This window comes from Candidatus Desulfovibrio trichonymphae (assembly GCF_002355955.1).
GTDB classification, from domain to species: Bacteria; Desulfobacterota; Desulfovibrionia; order Desulfovibrionales; family Desulfovibrionaceae; genus Desulfovibrio; species Desulfovibrio trichonymphae.
In genome coordinates this window covers 645,674-669,367 of the sequence record NZ_AP017368.1, presented here as the reverse complement: position 1 = coordinate 669,367, position 23,694 = coordinate 645,674, and the positions used below count along the sequence as shown (strand labels likewise).

At 54.6% G+C, this 23,694-nt stretch carries 19 protein-coding genes, 1 tRNA gene and 2 pseudogenes; 8 read left to right on the top strand and 14 right to left on the bottom strand.

Features of this window, described 5'->3' with window-relative positions; genetic code table 11:
* Positions 1-18: 18 nt before the first annotated feature.
* Positions 19-3,582: an FAD-binding and (Fe-S)-binding domain-containing protein gene (locus RSDT_RS03250; protein WP_096399539.1), complete on the bottom strand. Its 3,564-nt coding sequence runs from the start codon at positions 3,580-3,582 to the stop codon at positions 19-21.
* Between the two features lie 423 nt (positions 3,583-4,005).
* On the opposite strand from RSDT_RS03250, the gene RSDT_RS03245 reads away from it, so the two are divergent.
* Entirely contained in the window at positions 4,006-4,938 is a 933-nt protein-coding gene (locus RSDT_RS03245) for a hypothetical protein (protein ID WP_231941912.1), read from the top strand.
* A gap of 19 nt (positions 4,939-4,957) precedes the next feature.
* On the opposite strand, the gene RSDT_RS03240 is transcribed toward RSDT_RS03245, so the two are convergent.
* From RSDT_RS03240 to rpsU, 8 genes are all read right to left on the bottom strand, one after another.
* Entirely contained in the window at positions 4,958-5,335 is a 378-nt protein-coding gene (locus RSDT_RS03240) for a hypothetical protein (protein WP_096399538.1), read from the bottom strand.
* Positions 5,336-5,735: 400 nt separating this feature from the next.
* Positions 5,736-5,822: transfer RNA gene (locus RSDT_RS03235), tRNA-Leu, on the bottom strand.
* Between the two features lie 120 nt (positions 5,823-5,942).
* Positions 5,943-6,590 (bottom strand): thermonuclease family protein, encoded by a 648-nt coding sequence (locus tag RSDT_RS03230; RefSeq protein WP_096399537.1) that lies wholly within the window; start codon positions 6,588-6,590, stop codon positions 5,943-5,945.
* A gap of 110 nt (positions 6,591-6,700) precedes the next feature.
* Positions 6,701-8,470, bottom strand: a complete 1,770-nt coding sequence (rpoD, locus tag RSDT_RS03225; RefSeq protein WP_096399536.1) for an RNA polymerase sigma factor RpoD — start codon at positions 8,468-8,470, stop codon at positions 6,701-6,703.
* The gene (dnaG, locus tag RSDT_RS03220) at positions 8,463-10,202 is read right to left on the bottom strand and encodes a DNA primase (protein ID WP_096399535.1); all 1,740 of its coding nucleotides are present in this window, start codon (positions 10,200-10,202) and stop codon (positions 8,463-8,465) included. Before dnaG ends, rpoD begins: the two co-directional genes overlap by 8 nt.
* A 40-nt stretch (positions 10,203-10,242) precedes the next feature.
* Positions 10,243-10,575: a Smr/MutS family protein gene (locus tag RSDT_RS03215; RefSeq protein WP_231941911.1), complete on the bottom strand. Its 333-nt coding sequence runs from the start codon at positions 10,573-10,575 to the stop codon at positions 10,243-10,245.
* Positions 10,576-10,607: 32 nt separating this feature from the next.
* Positions 10,608-11,060 carry a GatB/YqeY domain-containing protein gene (locus RSDT_RS03210; RefSeq protein ID WP_096399533.1) on the bottom strand — a complete coding sequence of 151 codons (453 nt, stop codon included), beginning with the start codon at positions 11,058-11,060 and terminating at the stop codon, positions 10,608-10,610.
* A gap of 115 nt (positions 11,061-11,175) precedes the next feature.
* Positions 11,176-11,379 (bottom strand): 30S ribosomal protein S21, encoded by a 204-nt coding sequence (gene rpsU, locus RSDT_RS03205; protein ID WP_012624720.1) that lies wholly within the window; start codon positions 11,377-11,379, stop codon positions 11,176-11,178.
* 73 nt (positions 11,380-11,452) lie between these two features.
* Here rpsU and RSDT_RS07860 point away from each other — a divergent pair.
* Positions 11,453-11,666, top strand: a pseudogene (locus tag RSDT_RS07860) (IS1595 family transposase); the annotation flags it as partial.
* 12 nt (positions 11,667-11,678) lie between these two features.
* Here RSDT_RS07860 and RSDT_RS03200 read toward each other — a convergent pair.
* From RSDT_RS03200 to RSDT_RS03190, 3 genes are read right to left on the bottom strand one after another with little or no spacing between them, the layout of a single operon-like run.
* The gene (locus RSDT_RS03200; protein WP_096399532.1) at positions 11,679-12,554 is read right to left on the bottom strand and encodes a hypothetical protein; all 876 of its coding nucleotides are present in this window, start codon (positions 12,552-12,554) and stop codon (positions 11,679-11,681) included.
* The gene (argH, locus tag RSDT_RS03195) at positions 12,541-13,986 is read right to left on the bottom strand and encodes an argininosuccinate lyase (RefSeq protein ID WP_096399531.1); all 1,446 of its coding nucleotides are present in this window, start codon (positions 13,984-13,986) and stop codon (positions 12,541-12,543) included. Before argH ends, RSDT_RS03200 begins: the two co-directional genes overlap by 14 nt.
* Positions 13,979-15,211, bottom strand: a complete 1,233-nt coding sequence (locus RSDT_RS03190; RefSeq protein WP_096399530.1) for an argininosuccinate synthase — start codon at positions 15,209-15,211, stop codon at positions 13,979-13,981. The genes argH and RSDT_RS03190 overlap by 8 nt, the downstream gene beginning before the upstream one ends.
* Positions 15,212-15,566: 355 nt before the next feature.
* Between RSDT_RS03190 and RSDT_RS03185 the strand changes: the two genes are divergently transcribed.
* On the top strand, positions 15,567-16,430 hold the full coding sequence (locus RSDT_RS03185) for a PSP1 domain-containing protein (protein WP_331712866.1): 864 nt from the start codon (positions 15,567-15,569) through the stop codon (positions 16,428-16,430).
* A gap of 22 nt (positions 16,431-16,452) precedes the next feature.
* A pseudogene (gene metG / locus RSDT_RS03180) lies at positions 16,453-17,988 on the top strand (methionine--tRNA ligase); the annotation flags it as partial.
* A 14-nt stretch (positions 17,989-18,002) separates the two neighbouring features.
* Here metG and RSDT_RS03175 read toward each other — a convergent pair.
* Positions 18,003-18,164, bottom strand: a complete 162-nt coding sequence (locus RSDT_RS03175; protein ID WP_331712865.1) for a hypothetical protein — start codon at positions 18,162-18,164, stop codon at positions 18,003-18,005.
* Between the two features lie 116 nt (positions 18,165-18,280).
* Between RSDT_RS03175 and RSDT_RS03170 the strand changes: the two genes are divergently transcribed.
* A complete protein-coding gene (locus tag RSDT_RS03170) occupies positions 18,281-19,072 on the top strand; it encodes an undecaprenyl-diphosphate phosphatase (RefSeq protein ID WP_096399528.1) in 792 nt (263 codons plus the stop codon).
* Here RSDT_RS03170 and truA read toward each other — a convergent pair.
* Entirely contained in the window at positions 19,054-19,860 is an 807-nt protein-coding gene (truA, locus tag RSDT_RS03165) for a tRNA pseudouridine(38-40) synthase TruA (RefSeq protein WP_096399527.1), read from the bottom strand. The genes RSDT_RS03170 and truA overlap by 19 nt on opposite strands.
* Positions 19,861-20,386: 526 nt before the next feature.
* Here truA and RSDT_RS03160 point away from each other — a divergent pair.
* Genes RSDT_RS03160 through hmcC form a run of 3 tightly spaced genes read left to right on the top strand, consistent with a single transcriptional unit; the run spans position 20,387 to position 23,691 of the window.
* Positions 20,387-21,388 (top strand): nine-heme cytochrome c, encoded by a 1,002-nt coding sequence (locus tag RSDT_RS03160; protein ID WP_096400468.1) that lies wholly within the window; start codon positions 20,387-20,389, stop codon positions 21,386-21,388.
* On the top strand, positions 21,385-22,476 hold the full coding sequence (hmcB, locus tag RSDT_RS03155; protein WP_096399526.1) for a sulfate respiration complex iron-sulfur protein HmcB: 1,092 nt from the start codon (positions 21,385-21,387) through the stop codon (positions 22,474-22,476). The genes RSDT_RS03160 and hmcB overlap by 4 nt, the downstream gene beginning before the upstream one ends.
* The gene (hmcC, locus tag RSDT_RS03150) at positions 22,477-23,691 is read left to right on the top strand and encodes a sulfate respiration complex protein HmcC (protein WP_096399525.1); all 1,215 of its coding nucleotides are present in this window, start codon (positions 22,477-22,479) and stop codon (positions 23,689-23,691) included.
* Positions 23,692-23,694 lie beyond the last annotated feature (3 nt).

Below are 23,694 nucleotides of genomic sequence, written 5' to 3'. Positions count from 1 at the left end.
GAACTGGCTCCCAAGTGGTCAGCCTTCACAGTACTCAAGCTTGACAACTCGTACCTCTTCCCGTGTTTCATTGATTTTTTTGCGGAAGCTCTGCCGCCGGTCTTCGCCGTCAATGAGCCCGGCCAGCCATTCGGCCGTGTGCAGCACGGGGCGCTTGTCGCCCATGTTGATCAGGCAGCGGCCTATGCCGATTTTGCAGGAGGGGCAGCCCACGAGCACAGGCGTGGCGTCATTCCCGGCCAGATCTGCTTGCAGCCACGCCTGTTTGCGTTCCCGCAGCACATTGAATATCTGCGGCGAAGTCATGGCGCCCATGCCGGACTCGGCGCAGCATCCGAGGCTTAAAGAAACAGCGGCGCCGCTGAAGTCAGTGAGGGCGTCCGCTATCATCTGACGTCCCTTGACTTTGTGCACGCCCGCCCATTCGCAATGGCAGGCTGTGTGGCAAACAATGTTTGTTCCTGCTTCAGGCGCGTTGCGCATATTTTTTTTGTCAAGCAGCGGCAGTGCGAGCTGGGTTACGTCCTGCTGGACAAGATTGGGGAACTGTTCAGTGAGTTCATGCCGCCCAAGACTGTCCCGGCATGTGCCGCAGGCTGAGACCAGAGAGCGGCAGTCAAAGCCGAGACGATCGAGATTGCGCAGCATGGTGGCGAGATACAGGCGGTTTTGGGCCATATTGTCTTCAAAGGCCGTGTCCATGCCGGCTGCCAGCAGCGGGTAACCACAGCACATGTGCCTTGATGGCACAGCCACGGCCAGACCGGCCTTGAGCAACAGCATGATGGAAGAGACGGATATGCGGTCGTAAAAAAGCGCGCCGCCGCAACCCGGGAAATAGAGCGCGCATGGCATGCCCGGGATCGGTTCGGCCGGCGCGAAAATAGAGCCCCTGTGCAGTTTGAGCGTTTCATACAGGTTGCTATAGCCGATTTTGGGGCCGTGGCCGGAAAAGAGCGGATTTTGCATGCGCTTTTTCCATATCTGCGGTACAAAGCCCATTGCCCTGTTTTGCATTTTTTGCCCCAGAGAAGCCATTTTTGCGGCCTTTGGCACGCGGTGGCGCACGTCACGAGCCATCCATTCCAGAGCGTGCGTTTTCAGGGGGTGGCCGCCTGCGCCTTCGTGCTCCAGCAGAGCGCGCAGACTCAAGGCCACCTCGCCGGAAGGGATGGAGATGGGGCAGTTCGCCGTGCAACGACCGCAGGAAGTGCAGTGTTCCACAAGGTCGCGCAGTGCGGCGAGCAGATTTTCGTCAATGCGGCCTTTGTTGACCTGCGAGTAATAAACAGCCTCCAGCAACATGCCCAGCACCATATTTTTGTTGCGCGGGTGGTAGTGCATGGAGCGTTCAGGGCAGGACATGGGGCAAACCTGCTTGCACTTGCCGCAACGTGTACAGATTTGCACTGAAGTCAGCAGGCTGATGAGTTTTTCTTTGTCAGACAAACCGCTGTCATGAATATCGCGGATAAGGCGGTTAAAGGAAAAGGTAAAAGGCCGTACAGGCAGTTCCCGGTAGACGAGTTTGGCGGGATTCATTACGTCGCGCGGGTCAACGCGCTCTTTAAATGCGCGCAGGGCGTCCATTTTGTCTTTGCTGAAGAAAGCGATCTTGGTGATGCCTATGCCGTGTTCGCCTGAAACCTCGCCGCCCATTTCCTGGCACGCGGCCATCACCTTGGCTGCGGCTTCCTCTGCTTCTTCCAGCATGCGCGCGTCGTTGGAATTGACGGGAATATTGACATGCCAGTTGCCGTCTCCTGCGTGCATGTGGCTTGCCACAACAATGCGGCTTGCCTCCATATATTCTGCAACGGCATCAATTTTTTTGGCCAGATGTGGATGCTTCCCCGACAGGTCGTTTAAAAAGCGCGTTGCCTTGTCAAAAAGCTCGGTGTCGGAAAGATCCGTGGCCGGCACATCGCCTGAAGCGGCTTTGGATGCGAACGAAAACTCCCTGTTAAAATTTTTGTCTTCCATGGGGAAGCCCGGCAGGCGGCCCACTTCCTGCAGAGCGTGGCGAAAGGCCGCCGCCGTGTATTCCAGATTGAGCTGTTCCAAAAACAGGGCGAAATCTGGTATGCGGTCTGTGGGCATGACCACATCTTCATTAAGTTTGAAGCCCGAGGTGCGTTTGGCGATGGCGGAGAGCCGGTGGCGGTCTTCCCAGAAGCGGTCGGCCTCCTTGTCGTCCGCCGCCACGACAATATCCACATTTTCCTGATTTTCCACAACCTTCACGATGTCGCCTACACATTTGTCGAGCAGGTAGGGGTCGTCGCCGTCCACCTGCAGAATAATGACGGAAATGGGCAATCCATTGAATTTATTTGATTTACGTTTGTATTCTATGGCCTGCACGTATTTTGCACTGAATTCTTCCAGTGCAGAAAGAAGAGCGTAATCGCCTTCTTCACGGATACGGTTGCGTAAATTGACCAGTTCGCGTACTACCACCGCCGCCGGGTGCATGGAGCGTCCAAAAAATTCCAGCACCATGACGCGGTTGTACAGCGGTTTTTTGTGCAGAATGAACGCTGCCTCGGTGACAATGCCGTCCACGCCCTCCTTTTGCATGCCGGGCAGACCGCCGAGCGCCTTGTTGGTGACATCCTTGCCAAGGTCGGGCAGGCGTATTTCGTCGCCGCGTAGATGAATCACATTGCGTACGCCGCCGCTTACGTCCTTGACCACAAACACCGCTGTTTCGTCAGGCAGAATTTTGTGGCGCGGGTGGTCTTCCCGCTCCACGGTAATGATTTCCCCGGTGGGCGTCACCATGCGCCACCAGAGCAGATTGTCGAGCGTGGTGCCGTATTCAAAAGCACTGGGGCCTCCGGCGTTTTCCGAAATATTGCCGCCGATGGACGAAGCCTGTTTTGATGCCGGATCTACGGTAAAAAGCGTCTTCGCCTGTCCCGCTGCATTGATCACATCCTGGGTGATGGCGCCGGCTTGGGCGACCACCGTCATTCCGTCAAGGTCAATGTTGCCGATGCGCGTGAGCCGCGTCAGGCTGACAATAACCGTGCGCTTGCGCGCAGGCACAGCCCCGCCTGTCAAGCCGGACCCGCCGCCGCGCGGAATCAGGGCGAACTTGAGCTCGTTGGCGAGTTTGACTATTGCTGCCACTTGTTCGGTGCTGTCCGGCTCCACGACGAGCAGCGGCAGTTCCATGCGCAGGTCGGTGGCGTCTGTGGCCGCGCTCACCAGTGCCGAAGGTGTGCTGAGCACGCATTCCGCCGGAAGAATGTTGCGTAGCGCCTCAATGAGTTTGTCGCGGAATTCCAACTCCGCCTCATGCGCGGACCAGAACATGGTTATACCTTCGCCGACGGCCGTCGCGTAGTAGTGGGCAAGCGCAAGCGATTCGCGCTCAAAGCGTTCCTGCACGCTTTCGCGCACAATGTCGACGTCTATAAAGGGGTTGCAAGCCACTAAAAAAAGTTCTTCTGCAATGGCGATGGCGAACAGACGTACAGACTGCGGCCATTCGGCGAAGTCGTCTATATTGATGCGCAGAATGCGGTTGACAACATAATTCGGTGGAATAGAGATATGCGGACCCTTGTGGGGCATGGTGTTTCCCTTTGATGAAATTTCAGGCGCGAAAAGCCTCTTTTATGTGTATCGCCGCCGGAAGGCAAGACGTGTTCATAATTGAGAGATTCACTTCATCCAGCATACTGCTGCATCCACAATGTAATCCGCACCATATCCCTTGTCAGCCATTACAGCACCTGCATTTTCATTTTCAAGCCGGGGCAGAGCTTATAAATCAACCTGTTCTCCCTAGGTCAGAACGAATTTTATTGGATTGCCAGGGGCATCGGAGGCCATACTCTTGATAATATATTGATTTTATTGCTTGCAGCGAGGCCATAGCGCATAAAATAACTATGACAAATAGATATAAAATGCTGTGATTGTGTCAGGCGCCTCCTGTTTGACGCGGCGCGGCAGGGGCATATATACTTTGCGGCTCTGGAGGTATTAGAGACTATGTTGATTGATAAATTACAACAGATTACAGATATTTTTGACTGGATTCAGCATGTCTGGGAGCATCCTGTCACACAACGGCGCGTTGCCTTGATAATTCTCTGGGTATATCTGCTCGCGCTGGCCTGCGTGGAGCTGAACTGCCGCGGTCTGCTGCCGCCGCAGCTTGCCGCGCTGACGCCGTACAGTCATTTTGCCGCCATTCAGCTCGCCTTGACCCTGATTCTCAGTATAGAGATTATGGGGCTTATTTTGTCCATTTCCAATTCCATTTCGCGTGCCCTGGGCAAACAATTCGAGATACTTGCCCTGATTTTGCTGCGTAACGCTTTCAAGGAACTTTCTTCTCTGACGGAACCTGTGAGTATGGCCGGCAATCTTGAGCCCATTGTTAATATCGCCGTTTCCGGAGTGGGTGCACTGTGCGTTTTTGCCTGTCTGTGCCTGTACAAGCGCCTTTTCAGGTCGCAGCATTTTATACAGACGCCGGAAATGCGCATGCGCTATGTGATGACCAAAAAAATGTTGGCGTTGAGTTTGTTTATCATTTTTTTCTGCCTAGCCGCGCACAACGTTTTTTGCTTTATCACAACCGGCGGGGGAGAGCAGTTTTTTGCAACCATATACACAGTGCTGATTTTTTCAGATGTCGCTTTGGTACTCATCGCCCAGCGCTATATGCCGACATTTCACGCTGTGTTCCGTAATTCCGGCTTTGTGATAGGCACACTGCTCATGCGGCTGGCGCTTTCAGCTCCGTCGCCTTGGGACAGTGTTGTCAGCGTTACCGCCGCGCTCTATCTAGTGGCCCTGACCTGGATGATCAATTATTTTATATCCTCACCCCCCGCGCAGAACGGGGCAAAGGCGAAGCGCCCCCCGCGGCATGACGGAGGACGTTCTGTGTGCGGGCGAGAAAAAACGACGGTATGAACTGACAGGAGAAAAATAATCAGGCATTGGCGGTCTTGAGCAATTCTTCCATCATCGAAAGCGTAGGAGTTGTGCCGGTTTCCAGCCCGCATATGCCGCGTACAGCCAGCATGAGCGCGTCAAATTGCAGGGAAATTTCAGAGGAGCCGTTGAAGATACGGCAGTTGTCTCCATTGACGGAAAGACGGTAAGCATGGCGGCTGTGTTCGTCGCCGCTGGAACGCACAATATAATAGACTTGTTCGTTGTTGTCCGTCACATAGAGCTTTTGGCGGGTGAACATACCGGTTTCATCGTCATACCAGGAACATTCTGAAAAAAGACGGCCACAGAATTGAAGGTCGTTGCCGTTGTCGTGTTTCAGACAAATGTCTTCCATGTTTTGTTGCGAATTCATTGAATTCCTCCGCCTGATGGGGCAAGCCGTGCAAGGAGAGAACACTTCAGCGAAATGAAAGCTAGCACCAGCGGCAAAGGCTTGTCAATAACCGCATGCTCATTTTTATGCCGCCGGAGCGAGCCATGGTGGCAGGCGCGTGATTAAATTGCCGCTGTCTGTCGGAAAACAGCGTTATATGTGGTAAGACAGGTTGTAATATCTCGTATGATTGTTTAAAAGTTTTACTTTAATTTATGGCCATTTGTTTTTATCTCATATCTGGCTAAATAACCAAAAACGGCTAAAAGCCAAGTATGTCGCTGTCGAGCCGGCTTCCCATATTGAAGTTGAGAAACAGTTATGTAGTGAATAAGTAACCAAAATGCGAATATGTTAACTGTAACTGTCTGATATTACTTGGTGCCGGAAGAGAGATTTGAACTCTCAAGGGGCTGCCCCCGGCGGATTTTGAGTCCGCTGCGTCTACCAATTCCACCATTCCGGCAATTGTGAGGCATAATTGCGATAAAATTTTATCCCGGTTCAGGGTTGCGCGTCAAGTGTGTTGAGCAGAGAAACGTATGCGGCAGAGGGAATTGGGGTGATTCCGCGCCACAAGAAAACCTTACGGCACGGTCGGCCAGAAGAGGCATGTTCTGGCAGGTGCGTATCCGGCCAGAAATGCGTCCATTAATGTGCCGAAATATATTTTGTTGCGCGGTTTGATGTGTTGCACTTCCGGGCAATCGGCAGGGAAAAAACGCAAAGAGTTCCGATTGCCGGTATAATTGCCGCGGGCCAGCGGCAAAGAGAGCAAATGCGCCCAAAATCCTCGCCGTTTTGCGATAGCATGTTGCTGCAGGGAGAGCATTTTTTTTTGAAAGGCCGCGTTCTGATTCTTATGAGGATAAAAATAGGCGCAGCCGCGGCTGATCATCAGTGCGCTCAATGATTGTCCGTCCTCACGCTGAACATCGGCCACAATGCGGCCGTGACTGTCCTTGGGCGCGTTTTCAACAGCAACAAGACGCACTTTATGGCGTTTAGTCAGGCGAATGAGTTCCTGACGCGCCTCCCGCGCGTAATATTGCGTCCGTGCAGCGCCGTGGGCCATTTCGGGGGCGTCAATGCAGGCGATGCGCACAATGCGTCTGTCTGTCAGCTTCAGGGTGTCCCCGTCAAAGCAATAGGCCGCAACGCCTTCAGGATGGGGTATGCCCTGTTTGCCGGGCAAGGCCTTGATTGCGGGAGATCGGACGGCTTCCTTGCCCATGGCGAAGGCAGCCGTTAAACAGCACAATAACAGGACGCAACCCGATATCGCCAAGCGCCGGCGTCTTTTGCAAGATGCGAAAAAAGCGCGCATTATTTGCTCATTGCTGATTAATTTTCGTAATAGGAACGCAAAGGCTGGCTGCGCACAGGGTGACGGAGCTTGCGCAAGGCCTTAGCTTCGATTTGGCGAATGCGTTCACGTGTTACATTAAAAAGTTTGCCTACTTCCTCAAGCGTGTGGTCACTTTTTTCAGCGATGCCGAAACGTTTGCGCAAGACCTGTTCTTCCCGTGTTGTCAAATCCGCAAGAACTGCGGCCAACTGTTCGGAAAGCTTTGTGTTGATTACTTCTTCAGCCGGAGCTATGGCTTTTTTGTCTTCTATAAAATCACCGAGGCTGGAATCTTCCTCATCCCCGATGGGGGTTTCCAATGAAATTGGCTCCTTGGCAATTTTCAGCACTTTTTTTACTTTTTCTAGAGGGTAGTCCATACGTTCGGCAATTTCTTCCGGGGTGGGATCGCGCCCCAGATCCTGTACCAGGTAGCGCGCTGTTCTCATTAACTTGTTGATTGTTTCAATCATGTGCACGGGAATGCGTATCGTTCTTGCCTGATCAGCGATGGCGCGCGTAATGGCTTGGCGAATCCACCATGTTGCGTATGTCGAGAATTTATACCCTCGCTGGTATTCAAATTTGTCCACAGCTTTCATCAGGCCGATGTTACCTTCCTGAATCAGGTCAAGAAACTGCAGACCGCGGTTGGTGTATTTTTTGGCAATGGAAACCACAAGACGCAGGTTCGCTCTGATCATTTCCTGCTTGGCACGCATGGCCGCGGTGTTCCCGTGTTTGATGCGCCAGAGCACCTCTTCTAGATCCGTCACATTATGACAGCATTTTTCTTGGAGGCGGCTCAGGATTTCAATCTTGCCTATAATCATTTCCTTGAAAGAAAAAAGCTCATCCACGCTGAGTTTAAGATCTTTGGCAGCGTCAACCGGATTGATGTCACGCTTTTCAAGACCTGAGAACATGGCCTGGATTTCAGCCTGGGTACGTCCGGTGGAGAGGATATAGGCCGAAAGATCGCGCTGGCAGTTGTGCATCTGTCGCACATAGTCCTCAACCGTTTCGCTGATCCGGTCAATGAGTTTTTTTTCCAGTTTGATGTCGCGCAGGCGCGTGACGATTTTTTCCTTATAGCTGATTATTTCTTTTTGAATGGCCGTAACGCGGCGTTCCAAGGTGGCGCACTCATCAAGTTTTTTGTATATCTTACGTTTTTTCTTGAAAGTTTGCTTGATTTCATCCAGAAGCAGGATAACGCGGGTACGCTGGTTCATCTCGTCTTCACTGGGGTCGTCTTCTTCTATAGTTTTAACGACATCCTTGAGCTTGATGCGATTCTGCCGCAGGTCTTCACCAACATTGATCAATTCTTCAACAGCAACAGGCACTTCCGCCAAGGCATAGAGCACCTCCTGCTCGCCCATTTCAATTTTTTTGGCAATGACCACTTCCCCGTCGCGATCAAGCAGGGGCACAGCGCCCATTTCACGCAGATACATCCGCACGGGGTCAGTGTTGCGGGGAGAATAATCGGCGGAGTCTTCATCCTCTGATAAATCTAGGGATCCTTCGACAATACCCTCAGTAGTCTCGGCAGCAGGGGATGCAATTTTTTTGCCTCCCTTGTCAGGAGTAACAATATCTATTTCCAGTTGTTCAAAAATGCCTATGATCTCTTCCAAAAGTTCAGGCGTGCTCATTTCCATGGGCACCGCCTTGTTTACCTCATCAAAAGTCAAAAAGCCGGCGCCTATACCTTTTGCAATCAGAGATTGTATTTGAGGAATATTTTTAAGATTACCCATTCCCTCGCTCCAAGGTTTTTTGCAGTGCGCGAAGATAATCCAAATCAGATGCAAAATCACCTGTGCCGGTGTTTTGACGTAACACGGCGGAAACAGATGTTTTTTGTGAAAAATCGTAATACGTGTTAAGATGACTGCTTAGAGATTCTAATTCCTTGTCGCCATTGTCCCGGGGAGCGGCTTCGGCCCCCCTGTAAAGAGACCAGAGAATTTTTTCCTGTTCATCCAGATGAAAATGCGCTTCCTCTCCCCATTCCTCAATTTTTTCCCAAAGGCTGCGCGCAGTGGCAGACTGCAAAGCCATATCCGCGCCGAGCGAGCGCAGATCTTCAAGACGGTCCGGGTAGCGAACAGCGTACATCATTATTTGTTTGTCACGCATAGTTTGTCGCGTTAGTTTCTCGTCGCTGCTGTTTGCGCCTTGCGCCTTGCGGGCTGGCCTGTTCTGATCATGCCAGTCGGCCAGTCCTTCGCGCAGAACGCTCTCGGAAAGCTGCAGGTGCGTGGCCAGACGTGAAATGTAGGGACTGAGCAATTCCGGCAGAAGCAGATGCCGCAAAAAAATTTTTGCCCATTCCACAGTCTCGCGCGGTGCCAAAGCCTTCAGCACGTCTATGCAGAACCGCAGGCCGTCGGGTGCGTGCTTTTGCAATGTCTCAAACGTCTGTACGCCTTTTTTTCTCAGTAAACTGTCAATATCTTCGCCGTCCGGCATAAGCGCCACGTTGCAGTTCAGGCCACGCGCCAGCATCATTTCGCAGCTTCTAAAAGCCGCCTTTCGTCCCGCGCGGTCACCGTCGAAAAGGAGGGTAAACTCCGATGTGAAACCGGAAAGCCGTTTAAGCTGTTCAGGAGTCAGTGCCGTTCCCAGCACTCCTACCGCATTATCGTAGCCGAACTGATGCAGAGTGAGCACATCAATATACCCTTCTGTCAACAGTGCCCGTCCGTTAGCGGCGATGCCGCGTCTGGCTTGGGACAATCCGTACAGATGTTCGCCTTTTTTGTAAATGGGGGTGTCGGCACTGTTGATATATTTCGCTTCATCCTCTTCTAAGGTAATAATCCGACCGCCAAAAGCAATGACCTGATTGGCAAGATTTTTAATCGGGAAGATCAAGCGGCCGCGAAAACGATCAAAAACATGCCCTTTGGCAGATCGGTTCAACAGACCGGCGTCAACAGAAAAATGCGCGTCAAATCCGGTGCGGCGCAGTGTTTCTGCAAGGGCGCCCCATTCCCGGCTCGCCCATCCCAGACCAAAGCGTTGTACAATTGCTTTGTCAAGACCTCGTTTTTCAATATACGCGCGACATTGAGCCGCGTCCTGTTTTTTCAGGGCCGCCGCAAAGTGGGCGGCGGCGGTTTCATACATGCGCAGCATCTGCCGCCGCGAGAAAAGAGGTTTGTCTGCTTGCTCTCTGTCGCGGTGGCTGCCCGACGAGCGTTCGAGGCTGACACCTGCCTCTGCCGCTAATTGTTCAAGTGTTTCTTTAAAATTCAGCCCGTTGATCTTACTGAAAAATTCAAAGATGTCGCCGGAAGCTTGACATCCGAAGCAATAAAACTGTCCCTGTTCCTCATTGACGAAAAAGGAGGGTTTTGTTTCCTGGTGAAAAGGGCAGGGTGCCGTCCATCGTGCGCCGTTGCGTTTTAGTTCAACATAGCGGCGAACAATGTCTACGATATTCAGTCGTTCCTTGATGGCGCGCACAGTGTTTCTTGACTGCATGTCAGTAGCTCGGATTGTTGTGTTTGCGGGCGGAGCGCCGTCAGGACAAATGGACAATAGTTATGCCGTCGCCGCAGCAATCTTCCGTCGTCGTGGCAAAGCCGCCCACAGCAGGCAGCGTGCGCAGAAAATCATGGACTGCACGCCGCCGCAATGCGCCTGTTCCCCGTCCATGAATAATTTCAACTTCAGAAAATCCGGCCAGCAGGGCTTTATTCAGGCAATAATCTGTCTCACCCAGCGCGTCATTGACGCTCATTCCACGTAAATCCAACCGTAGGGCGGTGTTTTCGCTGTTCTGATGTTGAACGGCGGGCAGCCAATTCCCAAGACGGCGTTCAGGGGTGGACGGGTTCTGTTCGCTCGCGCGCACACCCTTCATTCGAGCCCAAATGAATCATGGCATCAGGCGAGGCGGGCTTTGACCGCTTCGGCAAGCGTTTTGCCGTCGACGCGTCCTTTGTATAGCGCCATGATGGCGGACATGACCCTGCCGGTGTCTTTTGGTGAGACAGCCTGAAGCTCGGCAATGGCGGTTTCAACGAGCGAGTCAATTGCCTCACGGTTGAGCGGTTGGGGAAGATATTTCTTCAAAATTGCGAGCTCTGCCGATTCTCTGTCTGCGAGTTCAGCGCGTTTTGCTGCCGTGTACTGCTCAATGGAGTCCTGACGTTGCTTTGCTTCTTTAAGAACGACATCCAGCATTTCGTCGTCAGACAGCGCACCGCCGGGACGGCGCAATTCAACCAGCCGGTTTTTGACAGCGGTTTTGACAAGTCGCAAAACGTTCAGCCGTACGGAGTCTTTTGCCTTATAGGCCTGCACGTATTCTTTTTCAATCTGTTCAGATAGGCTCATGGCGGCGGCACACAAAAACTACGGGAAATCCCTAGGGGCTTCCCGTAGTCCGGGGTTCAGGATAAGGAAGCGACACAAATCACGACCGCACAAAACGAAAAAGCGTTTTGTTCTGTCAGGCCATATTCATTTTTCTGATTTTTTTCATCAGACGCTTCCGGGCAGCGGCTTTTTTCTTTTTGCGCATAACGCTGGGTTTTTCGTAATGCTGGCGTTTTTTCATTTCAGATAGAATACCGGCTTTTTCCACCTGTTTTTTAAAGCGTCGCAACGCAATATCAAAATTGTAATCATCTTCGTTGAGAAAAACTCCTGGCAAAAATATCACCCCCTTTTTGGGCATACAGTCACAGAAAGGAAAATACTCCATGACCATGGAAAAATCAAGCCCACCTTGCAAAAGTGGCCGTGGCTCGCTCAAACAGCCCGTTTTCGGGATTTATGAGCGCAATGGTTGTGTTTAGCACTTGTCGCTGACTGCTTGGCAAAACGTGCCAAGGGATCATCCGGAGAAAAATATCTCCGGAAAGTGTCCATTCATTTCGATGGATGAAGGGCTGTGACTGCCTTATGGATATTGTCTGCAACAAACATTCTTGTGTCAACGCCGGGTTGCCGCTAACGGCTGGTGTCGGCCAGAGGGCCGAAGGCCAGCCGCGACACCCGGAAAAAGTCCGGCGTGAGGCCTGTGTGCAGCCAGAATCCTTCGCAACCGGGGGAGAGGGCCAGTGAGTCCGCGTAATGGGGGCCGTCATGGTGAAGGCGGCAATGGCCCAGCGCCGCTTTGTCTGCAAGATACAGGGCAGCCGGTGTGACGGGATGGGCCGGTTCAAGGGTATGTTCCAGCGCCGAGCCCTGAGCAAAGGCAAGAACATTCATGTCAAATGCGTCAGGTTCCGGCAGCACAAGAGAGGGGGGACGGCTTTCTTCATAACAGGGTATGCCGAGAGCGCGGGCCGTCTGCCGTGCGCCTGACAGCTCGCCGGTATGCATCAGGACAAGACGTCCGGGACTTGGCTGTACTTCTTCCAGCAGGGCGAACAGACCGGCCGTGTCCAGCATGAAAATATCTTCCACCCCGGAAAGCTCAAGGCTGACGAGCGCTTGCCGCGAAGCTTCCCCGTCCACGCACACCGCACCAAGCAAAGGCACCCCGGCGAGCTGCGCGGGAACACAGGCCGCTGCCAGCCGCGCCGCGGCCGTGAAGCCCGGCGTAAAAGCCACGAGAGCCCAAGGCGCGGGAAAGGCGGTCGTGTGCAGCCAGTAGCCAAGATGATTGTCGCGGCGCTCCGCGCGCAGACACCCCAAGCTTTGGCCGAAGTGCATAAAAGCAAGCGCCAGCCCTGTCTTCAACGCCGCGCGGCACTGCGGGGAAGTGGCGTTATACGCCTGTTCCGCAAATGCGTCGTCAATGCGTTTATCTTCCGCCCATTCCGGCCAGGCTGCCGCGCGGCCTGTCCCGGCAAGGGCATGCTGCAGATCATGGGCGGGCATGACTGTCGCCGTCAGCAATGGCGCTGCTTGTTGCATGGTGTGGCGTTTGCATTGCCGCAAGCCAGCGGTTGATCTGGTTGATCTGTCTGGCTACCGAGCGCGGTCCGGTGCCGCCGGGGGTTTCACGTCGTCGCACCGCTGTTGTGTAATCCAGAGCCGCGTGAACGTCTTTTTCAATGTGCGGGTCAATTGCCTGCAGTTCTTGCAGCGACAGGTCTTCAAGCCCCTTGCCCCACCGTTCGGCCAGGGACACAGCCTTTCCCGCAGCATGGTGCGCCTCGCGAAAGGGCAGTCCTTTGCCAACAAGGTAGTCCGCCAGTTCCGTAGCATTGAGAAAGCCGCCCTTGCAGGCCGAGCGCATACGTTCCGTGCAGAAGCACAGTTCTTCCATCATCCCGGCCATGACGCGCAGGGAAGAATCCACCGTGCTGTCGGTGTCCAGAAATGCCTCCTTGTCTTCCTGCATGTCGCGGTTGTAAGCGAGCGGCAGGCCTTTCATAACCGTGAGCATGGTTGTCAGCGCGCCGTAAACCCGGCCTGTTTTCCCCCGTATAAGCTCGGCCACGTCCGGATTTTTTTTCTGCGGCATGATGGAAGAGCCGGTAGCGTAGCCGTCCGGCAGGCGCACAAAGCCAAAGGCCGGGTTTGCCCAGAGAATGATTTCCTCGCACAGCCGCGAGAGGTGCATCATGACGGCAGCAGCGCAGAACAGAGCTTCCAGCACAAAATCCCGGTCGGAAACAGCGTCCATTGAATTGCCGTAAATTTCTGAAAAACCCACTTCTTCAGCCACGCTTTGCGGATCAAGGGGGTAGGTTGCGCCGGCGAGCGCCGCCGCGCCCAACGGGGAAACACGTACCCGTTTCAAGGCGTCTTCAATGCGTTGAACGTCACGGCGGAACATCCAGGCGTAGGCCAGGAGATGCTGTGCAAGGCTCACGGGCTGCGCTGGCTGCAGGTGCGTACAGCCTGGCAGAATGTCTTCGCAATGCTCCGCTGCGCGTCGGGCCAGCACGGCGCAGAGGGCGGCGACATTTCGTCGCCACACGGCTATTTTGTCTGCAACAAAGAGGCGGAATGTCAGACCGATCTGATCATTGCGGCTGCGTCCTGTATGCAGTTTTTTACCCACATCGCCCAAAATTTCGGTAAGACGGGCCTCCACATTCATGTGCACATCTTCCATCTCCGGCTTCCAGACAAAGGCGCCGGACTCAATTTCCGTCAGAACGCGTTCGAGACCATCCGCCAGTTTGCGCGCCTCCGTAGGCGTGATGACGCCCTGACGGCCGAGCATTTTCGCGTGAGCCTGCGAGGCGCGGATATCCTGCGCATAAAGCGCCTTGTCGTAGCGCCAGGATTGCGTGTATGCGACGGCGGCCTCGCGGGGTCCCTCGTCAAATCGTCCACCCCAGCTCTGATTTTTATTCATGCCGGCCTTTTTTGCTGTGTGTCGCCATGCGGCCTGTGCCGGCCGCATGCAGGCGCAGGCGCAAGGCGTTCAGTCGTATAAAACCTTCCGCGTCTTTGTGGTCGTAGTCGCCGCCTTCCTCAAAGGTGGCCAGTTCCGATGAAAACAGTGAGTTGGGCGAAACGCGGGAGAGCGGCCATACGCCTCCCTTATAGAGCTTGGCGCGCACTGAGCCTGTGACCGCTTCCTGAGACTTGTCCATGAAAACCTGCATGGCTTCGCGCTCCGGCGAGTACCAGAAACCGTTATACACGCATTGGGAATAGCGCACGGCAAGAGTGTCGCGTATGGCGAGCAGCTCGCGGTCCATACATATTCCTTCCAGATCGCGGTGAAGTTTATAGAGCAGCGTGCCGGCGGGGTTTTCATAAACGCTGCGGCACTTCATCCCTACAAAACGGTTTTCCACCATGTCGTCCCGGCCTATGCCGTTGCGGCCGGCGACCTTGGAAAGAGTGCTGATGACGGATGCCGGCGAGAGTTGTTTGCCGTTGACGGCCACAGGATTGCCGTGTTCAAAGTCAACGCTGACGATTTCCGGCGTCTCCGGCGCCTCTTCCACAGGCACACACCGTTGGCGACAGGAAGCGTGCGGTTCGTTGCCGGGGTCTTCCAGTTCGCCGCCTTCAAAACTGGTGTGCAGCATGTTGGCGTCCATACTGTAGCGTTTGGCCTTATTGGAAATGGGTATGTCGTGTTTTGCGGCAAAAGCGGTGAGGGCTGTGCGCGACATCAAATCCCATTCGCGCCAGGGTGCGATGACTTGCAGATCCGGAGCCAGGGAACTGACGGCAAATTCAAAACGCACCTGATCGTTTCCCTTGCCTGTGGCGCCGTGGGCAACCGCGTGCGCGCCTTCAGCGCGGGCCACATCGACAAGGGCTTTCGCTATCAGCGGGCGCGCGATGGAAGTGCCGAGCAGATAGCGGCCTTCGTATCTGGCGCCGCTGCGCATCATGGGAAAAACGAAATCACGGGCCATTTCCTCGCGCAGATTGAGCACAAAAGCCTTGGATGCTCCCGTGCGCAGAGCTTTTTCCTCCACGCCGGAAAGATCTTCAGGCTGGCCAAGATCGGCGGTAACGGCTATGACATCGCACCGGCGTTCGGCAATCAACCATTTGAGGATCACAGAGGTGTCCAGCCCGCCGGAATAGGCGAGCACAACTTTTTTTACGGTCTTCATGGGGTAGAGCCTCTTGTTTGAATCCGGCGTAGTATTGCCCAGAAGACTCTGAATCGCAAGCTTTTGGCGAACGGCAATTTATGTTTTGAGCGTTTCGCCTTGGTGCTGATATTGGAGATTTTTTGGTAAATAAAACAATAAATTATGTACATAAAATGATTGTGGAAGAGAGATTTTCCATGTTTTTTTGCGGTTGACAGCAGAGCCGATATGGCGGAAAATTTTTTTAAGGTAAACGTTTTTCCACGCGTTGGACGCGGCTGCGCTTATGCCAATATTCGGACTGCGACTCGGCCCCCCTTGTCAGACATGTTATTATTCCGGCCCTAACGGACTCAATGCGGGGGACTGTGTTTTGGTTGACGCCGAACAGGGACTTACGTTCGTGCAGGTGGCGTCAGGCCCGATCAGTGCGCTGTCCGGCGTGGATGAGCAGACCTTACCTGCTATTTTACGACAGGCCAGTCCGGAGGATATGGAAAAGAATCTGGAAAACGCAAATCTGGCCCGTGATGCCGATGCGTTTTGTCGCTGTTGCATACAAGAGCGCCGTCTAGATATGAAGCTTGTTGATGTGGAAGTGTTCTTTGACCGCAGCAAGTTCGTTTTTTATTTCACGGCGCCCGCCCGTATTGATTTTCGGGATCTTGTCAAGGATCTTGTGCGTGAATACCACGCCCGCGTAGAGCTGCGCCAGATCGGCGTGCGCCATGAAACGCAGATAGTAGGCGCTGTGGGCAATTGCGGCATGGTGTGCTGCTGCCGGCGCTATCTGCGCAAATTCGCTCCTGTAACCATACGTATGGCGAAGGAGCAGAATCTCTTTCTCAATCCGGCCAAAATTTCCGGCATATGCGGCCGTCTGCTCTGTTGCCTCGCGTATGAACAGGATCATTACGATCGCTTTCACCGCCAGTGCCCGCGTCTCGGCAGGAAATATCAGACAAGCCGGGGGAGCATGCGGGTGGTGCGGGCCAATATGTTTCGCAATTCGCTTTCGGTGCTGACAGAGAATAATGAAGATGTTGAATTGACGCTGGAAGAGTGGAAGGAGCTTGATCCGCGCCGGCCGGAAAGGGAGTACGATTCAGCCTGTGACGACGACGGACAGCAAATGCCGGCAACGCGGTGTGTTGAGGCAAGCGGTACCTTACCCGCCGCCGCGGCCGAAATTTTCCGCAAGCGTCGGCGCAGAGCAACGCGTCACGAGAATGCCTGATTTTCATCCTTCGGAGCCTGACGTGAAAAGTTTTTTCATTACGACCCCCATTTATTATGTGAACGCCAAGCCCCATCTCGGGCATGCGTATTCAACCATTGTAACAGATGTAATGGTCCGTTTTCACAAAATGCTTGGCGAAGACACACTTTTTTTGACCGGCACGGACGAGCACGGCGATAAAATTGTGCAGGCCGCCGAAAAACAGGGGCAGACACCCAAGGAATTTGCGGACGCGGTCAGCGCTCGGTTTCAGGCTCTCTGGCCGGTGCTCGGCGTCGCAAACGACCGTTTTGTGCGCACTACGGATGAGGCGCACAAGCGTGTGGTACAGGCTTTTCTGCAAAAGGTGTACGATGCGGGCGACATTTATTTCGGCGAGTTCGGCGGGCATTATTGCTATGGCTGTGAACGTTTTTACACGGACAAGGAACTGAAAAACGGTCTTTGTCCTCAGCATCGGAGCAAGCCAGAGTTCATCAGCGAAAAAAATTATTTTTTCAGAATGTCAAAATATTTGCCCTGGCTGCGGGAGTATATCACTCAGCACCCTGACCTTATAAGGCCGCAGCGCTATCGCGCTGAAGTGCTTTCCATGCTGGAATCAGATGTGCTGGAAGATTTGTGCATTTCCCGTCCCAAGACGCGTCTGACCTGGGGCATTGACCTGCCGTTTGACCACAATTACGTTTGTTACGTCTGGTTTGACGCCCTCATCAATTACGTCAGCGCGATCGGCTGGCCGGCCGGCGCGGATTTTGACCGTTATTGGCCCGGTGAACATCTTGTGGCCAAAGACATTTTAAAACCTCATGCTGTTTTCTGGCCGACCATGCTCAGAGCGGCCGGTCTGCCGGTGTACGGCCGTCTGAATGTGCATGGCTACTGGCTTGCGCGTGACGCGAAGATGTCAAAATCTCTGGGGAATGCTGTGGATCCGGTGGAGATGAGTCAACGTTTCGGGCCGGACGCTTTCCGATATTTTTTATTGCGCGAAATGCATTTCGGATCTGACGCGAGTTTCAGCGAAGAGGCGCTGACAGGCCGGTTCAATGCGGATTTGGCCAATGATCTCGGTAATCTTTTCAGCAGGGTGCTGTCCATGGCGGCCAAGTATTTTGGAAGTCGCACGCCGCAGCGGGGCCGGCTGTCCGCGGACGATGAGGCTGTAGTGGAGCACTGCCTGCACTCTCTGCAAAATTTTATTCAGCTTTTCGGCAACGTTCAGTTCGCGCATGCCCTGGAGTCTCTCTGGGAGACTGTGCGCGCCCTTAACAAGTATGTAGACAGTCAGGCGCCATGGGCGCTGTACAAGCATGGGAACACGGAGCGGCTTGCCGCCGTCATGTATGTGCTGCTTGCGGCCATGCGCAAAACGGCGCTCTTCCTCTGGCCGATCATGCCCGCCGCGTCGCGCAGGATGCTCGAACAACTGGGTTGTCCCGTGGAGAAAAATGCGCCTCCCGTGGTGTCTCTGAAAGAAGAAGCAACTTCTTTTGACGGACTGGCGTCGGGAACAGCGCTGGCCGCAGCCTCAAACCTGTTTCCACGCGTGGAAAAAATGTAATATTTTCACGGAGGAGGTGTCGCCGCGCCAGATTGGTCAACATCGAACAGCCGTTCCAGGGCGGCTGTGTCAAGCGGCGTCAGGTTAAAACGCATACCGGCTTCGTCCAGCAGCGCGGCCAGACTTTTGCCGGTGGCGTTCGCGCCTTGTTCCTCAATATATGCCAAGGCCTTGCGTACGAGCTCGCTTTGGGGAATGATGGTGGACAGTTACGCCTCCTTTGTTTCAATAGCATAGCTGTTGTGCAGTATTTTAGCAAGAGCGCGCAGCCTCAGGGCGTGTTATGGACAATTTGCTCACAGCGTTTACTTTAAGCATTGTGGAAGGGCTGACAGAATTTTTGCCTGTTTCTTCTTCCGGCCATCTTGTTCTGGCCGGTCATCTGCTGAATTTTATTGAAGCGCGCGCGGCTACGTTTGTGGTAGTCATCCAGCTGGGGGCAATTCTTGCCGTCGTTGTTTTATACTGGAAGCGTTTTTGGGGGCTTGTCCGACCGCAGCCTGACATGCGTTTCTCCGGCATGCGCGGCATCTGGTTTTTGATGCTGACTTCACTGCCGGCGTGCGTGCTGGGTCTTTTGCTGCACCCGCTGATCAAGTGCTGTCTGTTTAAGCCCTCCACGGTGCTGATTGCCCTAGTGGTCGGGGCGGTCTGCATGATTTGGATCGAACGCCGCAAATTCAGACCGACCAGTACAAATCTAGATGAAATGACGCCCAGGCTTGCTCTCGGCATCGGCTGTTTTCAATGTCTGGCGCTCTGGCCGGGGTTTTCGCGTTCGGCAGCCACCATTATGGGGGGCATATTTTTGGGCGCAAGCCGGCCGTTGTCGGCGGAATATTCTTTTATCGCGGCCGTGCCGATTATGGTGGCGGCTACCTGTTTTGATCTGATCAAAAACCTGAGCCTTTTCAGCACGGCGGACATTCCATTTTTTCTGGTGGGTCTGGCTGGCGCCTTTGTTTCAGCGCTGCTGGCTGTCAAGGTTTTTGTGGCTCTGGTAGGGCGTATGAGCCTGCTGCCTTTTGCTGCGTACAGGCTGCTGATCGCGGCTGTCTATTGTTTTATGGTGTGAACGGCCGGCGTCGGTTGCGCATATTCCACGCGTACAAGGGCAAGCCCGCCGGCCGGCGCCGTCACTGAAGGCAACGCCTGGCGATCTCGGACATTGAGCAGCTCCGTTACCGAGTGTTGGTCAAGCTTTCCCCGGCCGCACGCAACCAACAATCCGGCTATATTGCGGACCATTTGCTTGAGAAACCCGTCAGCCGTTACGGAAAGCCGCAAAAGGGGCTTGTGCTGTGGATAATCTTCCATTTGCGGCAATTCTGTTATTGTTGCGGCAAAGATCGTGCGGCGCGTGTTTTTGATGTCTGTGCCGGTGTTTTGCAAACCGGCGAAATCGTGTTCGCCGAGCAGGCGCGGCAGTATCCGGCGTATGGCGTTGAGGTTGAGGGGGCCGCAGTTCCAGACAAAAGGCGCGAGTTCCGGCGGAATGAAGCTTCTTTCCTGCCAGAACTGGTAAGCATACGTTTTACATGCGACGTTGTTGCGGGCGTGAAAATCAGGTGCCTCCGGCCCGGCCATGAGCACACGGATTTCAGACGGCAGCAGGGCATTGAGGCTGCGGCGCCAGTCAAGCCCGGCTCTGGCCTCGGGCACGTCACAGTGCGCGACCTGACCGCGGGCGTGCACACCCGCATCGGTGCGGCCGGCGCCGTGCACCCGCACAGGGCCGCCGACAAGGGTGTGGAACGCCGCTTCCAACTCGCCCTGTATCGTTGGCGGCTGGTTCGGTTTTTCCTGTATCTGCCAGCCGCTGTAGTGTGAACCGACATAGGCCAGCAGCAGTTTGAGGCGCATCACTCAGTCATCCTTATGCGCATTCAGTTCTGGGAGTTTGACGGTTTTTTCCGGATTTGTAAAGGGCATTGGCATGGTTGGCGAAGCATGCCCAGGACGGTCGATCTTTTCGGCGTTGCAGACGACGCTGGCAAGTAGAACGACTTTCTGCCAGACCGCATAATTTTCGCAGAGTTGTTGTAGGATAGAAATTTCACCCTGAAAACTCCTTGGCTATGGTGCAACTTATTATATATTCTTAATCTTGCTCAGATTGATTAGTGAGACAGCTTTTAGCCATAACCCTATTATAATAAGTTATCGTCACTCTTGGCTGATTTCACAAAAAAGATTCACTGCCGCAATAATTTGACACTAGTAATCAATTGTTTTTGTATGTTAAAAATATTAAAAAACATCACAAAGGTGAAACTCGCTTTCGCAAAACTGCCTTGACGCGTTTTTCTAAACAGGTTAATGCAAACCCCAATTAAACTCTCTCGGGCGTAATTTTTTTAGGACTGCCTGTATGCAAAAGGACAAGCACATGAGGAATGGCACACCACTGCTTCTGCTGGCGGCGACAGCCCTGGCCTGCGTTGCGTGTCTAACGACATGGGGGGCGGGGACAGCGCCAGCGGCCTCCCCGGAAGCCACTGACAGCGGCGCGCCTTCGGCCATGGTTATCTTTCCTGTCGGCGCAAAGCCCAACTTCGAGGGCACCGCGATGAAACCCGTGCTTTTCAACCATCTCGTTCATGAGAAAAAAATTGAAAACTGTGAATCCTGCCACCACACCGGCGAGCCGGCCGCCTGTACATCCTGTCATACGGTGGAAGGCACGCCCGACGGCAAGTTCGTCACCCTGGAAAGGGCCATGCACGCCGACAGGCCGGCAAAGCGCGAGCAGGGCAACACGCCGCAAAGCTGCGTGAGCTGTCACACAGAGCAGCTTGCGCGGCGGGAATGCGCCGGCTGCCACGCTCTTGTCAAGCCCGCGCGCAACGAGGCATGGTGCAAGACATGCCACAACGTGACGTCGAACATGACCAAGAACGACATGCATCAGGGCGCCGCCGGCAAACTGGCTTCCGAGAGAAATGAGGCTCTGGCGGCCGAGACGGTGCTCGACCGCAGGGACGTGAGCCACCTCACGCCCACGGACGGTCCCTACAAGGTCAAAATAGATGCCGTGGCCGAAAAATACGAGCCCAGCCTCTTCACCCACCGCCGCCATGTGAACTCGCTCATGGAGCGCATCAAGGACGACAAGCTGGCAAAGGCCTTTCACACCTCTCCGGAGACGCTGTGCTCGGTCTGCCACCACAAAAGCCCTCTCTCGGCCGCCCCGCCCAAGTGCGCAAGCTGCCACTCCCCGCGCATTGACCCTGGGCATCCCGAGCGTCCGCAGCTCAAGGCCGCATACCATCTGCAATGCATGGGCTGCCACACGGGCATGAAGGTCGGACGTCCCCTGAACACTTCGTGCACCACCTGCCATAAGGAACGTGCCCCGCAGAGCGCTGACCAGCTCGGAGGAACGAAATGAACCGCAGAAAATTTTTGACTATTCTGGGCAGCGCCGGCGTGGCTTCGGCGTTGAGCACGGCCCGCGTGGCCAACGCCTCCGGCGGCACACCCACCTGGCCCTATTATGAAAACAGCTACGGTGTGTTGCACGACACTACCCGCTGCATCGGCTGCCGCCGCTGCGAAGAGGGCTGCAATAAGGTCAATGGCCTGCCCAAGCCAAAAAAGCCCTTCAGCGACCTTTCCGTTACGGAAACGCGCCGCCGCACCTCGGCCTATGAATGGACGGTTGTCAACAAGTATGAAGTGAACGGCAAGCCGGTGTTTCGCAAGCAGCAGTGTTTCCACTGCAATGACCCGGCCTGCGCTTCCGCCTGTTTTGCCAAGTGCTTTCAGAAGCAGCCCGACGGCAGCGTGACCTATGACGGCTCGCAGTGTGTAGGCTGCAGGTACTGCATGATAGCCTGCCCCTTCTATGCGCCGGGCTTCCAGTACGACGAGGCGTGGGATCCTCTAGTGCAGAAGTGCACCTTCTGCGAGCCGCGTATGAAAGAAGGCAAGCTCCCCGGCTGCATTGAGGCCTGCCCCATAGACGCGCTGACCTTCGGCCGGCGTAGCGACCTCATCAAGATTGCGCGCGTGCGTATGCATGAAAACCCCGGCAAATACGCCGATTACATCTACGGCGAATGGGACGCGGGCGGCACCGCATGGATGGTGTTGGCCCCCTCGGTCGAAGCTGCTGCGGCCTCCGGGCATGAATTTGCTGATCTGGGGCTTGACACACATCTCGGCAACAGGCCCATAGGCGAGCTGACGTACGGCGCCCTCAGCGCTGTGCCGATGATTGTGGCTTTCTGGCCTGTGCTCTTCGGCGGGGCCTACGCCATGACAAAACGCCGTGAAGTCATGCACAATGCCGAGCAGGAGGCTATCGTCAGGGAGGCCGGGGAAGACGTGGCCGCCGCTGTAGACGCTGCCGTGCGCAAAATTGAAGAAACCCAGGGCCGGAGCGCGGCAGACACGGCCCGCACGGCCATGGCCGACGCACTGAAAGCCAGGGAAGCGGCCTGTGCGCAGTGCGGGCATGCGGTGGAGGATAAATAAATGGCACACCACGACATTGTCATTCCTACAAAAGACAGGCTCTTCCACTTCGGCGAGTTTTCATTGCGCACGACGGGCAACAAAATAACCGCCGTCATACTGGCGGTCGGCCTGATTCTGACCATCATACGTTTTACCCAGGGCATCGGCTCGGTTTCCAACCTTTCCGACACCCAGCCTTGGGGCTTGTGGATAGGCTTTGACCTGCTCTGCGGCGTCTGTCTGGCGGCCGGCGGGTATTTTACCACTGTGGCCTGCTACGTCATGGGCATGAAGCATTTCCACTCCGCCGTACGCCCGGCCGTGACAACGGCCTTTCTGGGCTATGGCTTTGTGGTGGTGGCGCTTCTGTATGACCTCGGCCATCCGCTACGCCTGCCCTATATGTTCTTCTTTCCCGGCACCACGTCCGTTCTTTTTGAAGTCGGCCTGTGCGTCGCCACCTATGTCACTGTGCTCTTTGTGGAATTTTCTGTGGCGCCCTGCGAATGGCTGGCGGCAAAATTCCCTTTTCTGCTCAAATGGCGCAAGCTGGTGAACGCCACCAACATTCTGCTGACAATCTTCGGCGTCACACTGTCCACCCTGCATCAGTCCTCGCTGGGGGCGCTCTATCTCATCGCGCCGGCAAAACTGCACCCGCTCTGGTATTCGTCCTTCATTCCCATGTTCTTCTTTGTCAGCTCCATGATAGCGGGTGGGTCGATGGTTATTTTTGAAGGCATGTTCGCCCACAAGGGCGTGCACTACTATATGGACGCCACCCACATGAAGGAAGCTGACGAAATCGTCTTCAGCTTTGCCAAGGCCGAGGCATTCATTATGTTCGCCTACTTCATGATCAAGCTGATCGACATGCTCGTGCAGGCCAACTTTCCCTATCTTTTCTCAGGGTACGGGTTCTGGTGGATTGTGGAAATGTTCGGCTTCGTGCTCTTCCCGGCCCTCGTCTACGCCAAAGGCGCACGCACGCGCGACATTTCCCAATGCCGTTTCGCGGCGGTTGTTGCGGTGGCGGGTATTGTGCTCAACCGATTCAACGTCTCCATGATCGCCTTCAATTATGCCCTGCCGTCATCCGAGCGCTACGTCCCGAGCATATGGGAAATTTGCATTTCCATGTTCGTGGTGACCATGATTGTGACGGCTTATCGCTTTATTGTGTACCACATGCCCGTTCTGTACGAACACCCCGATTTCAAGGATGCCCACTAGTGC

What these genes read in the sequence shown, in the direction of transcription:
- argH (WP_096399531.1), bottom strand. Translation starts at nt 13,986, where the DNA reads ATGAATAAAAATCAGAGCTGGGGTGGACGATTTGACGAGGGACCCCGC.
- RSDT_RS03200 (WP_096399532.1), bottom strand. Translation starts at nt 12,554, where the DNA reads ATGCCCGCCCATGATCTGCAGCATGCCCTTGCCGGGACAGGCCGCGCG.
- RSDT_RS03230 (WP_096399537.1), bottom strand. Translation starts at nt 6,590, where the DNA reads ATGGGCAAGGAAGCCGTCCGATCTCCCGCAATCAAGGCCTTGCCCGGC.
- RSDT_RS03190 (WP_096399530.1), bottom strand. Translation starts at nt 15,211, where the DNA reads ATGAAGACCGTAAAAAAAGTTGTGCTCGCCTATTCCGGCGGGCTGGAC.
- hmcC (WP_096399525.1), top strand. Translation starts at nt 22,477, where the DNA reads ATGGCACACCACGACATTGTCATTCCTACAAAAGACAGGCTCTTCCAC.
- rpoD (WP_096399536.1), bottom strand. Translation starts at nt 8,470, where the DNA reads ATGGGTAATCTTAAAAATATTCCTCAAATACAATCTCTGATTGCAAAA.
- truA (WP_096399527.1), bottom strand. Translation starts at nt 19,860, where the DNA reads ATGCGCCTCAAACTGCTGCTGGCCTATGTCGGTTCACACTACAGCGGC.
- dnaG (WP_096399535.1), bottom strand. Translation starts at nt 10,202, where the DNA reads ATGCAGTCAAGAAACACTGTGCGCGCCATCAAGGAACGACTGAATATC.
- RSDT_RS03240 (WP_096399538.1), bottom strand. Translation starts at nt 5,335, where the DNA reads ATGAATTCGCAACAAAACATGGAAGACATTTGTCTGAAACACGACAAC.
- RSDT_RS03160 (WP_096400468.1), top strand. Translation starts at nt 20,387, where the DNA reads ATGAGGAATGGCACACCACTGCTTCTGCTGGCGGCGACAGCCCTGGCC.
- RSDT_RS03170 (WP_096399528.1), top strand. Translation starts at nt 18,281, where the DNA reads ATGGACAATTTGCTCACAGCGTTTACTTTAAGCATTGTGGAAGGGCTG.
- RSDT_RS03210 (WP_096399533.1), bottom strand. Translation starts at nt 11,060, where the DNA reads ATGAGCCTATCTGAACAGATTGAAAAAGAATACGTGCAGGCCTATAAG.
- RSDT_RS03245 (WP_231941912.1), top strand. Translation starts at nt 4,006, where the DNA reads ATGTTGATTGATAAATTACAACAGATTACAGATATTTTTGACTGGATT.
- hmcB (WP_096399526.1), top strand. Translation starts at nt 21,385, where the DNA reads ATGAACCGCAGAAAATTTTTGACTATTCTGGGCAGCGCCGGCGTGGCT.
- RSDT_RS03250 (WP_096399539.1), bottom strand. Translation starts at nt 3,582, where the DNA reads ATGCCCCACAAGGGTCCGCATATCTCTATTCCACCGAATTATGTTGTC.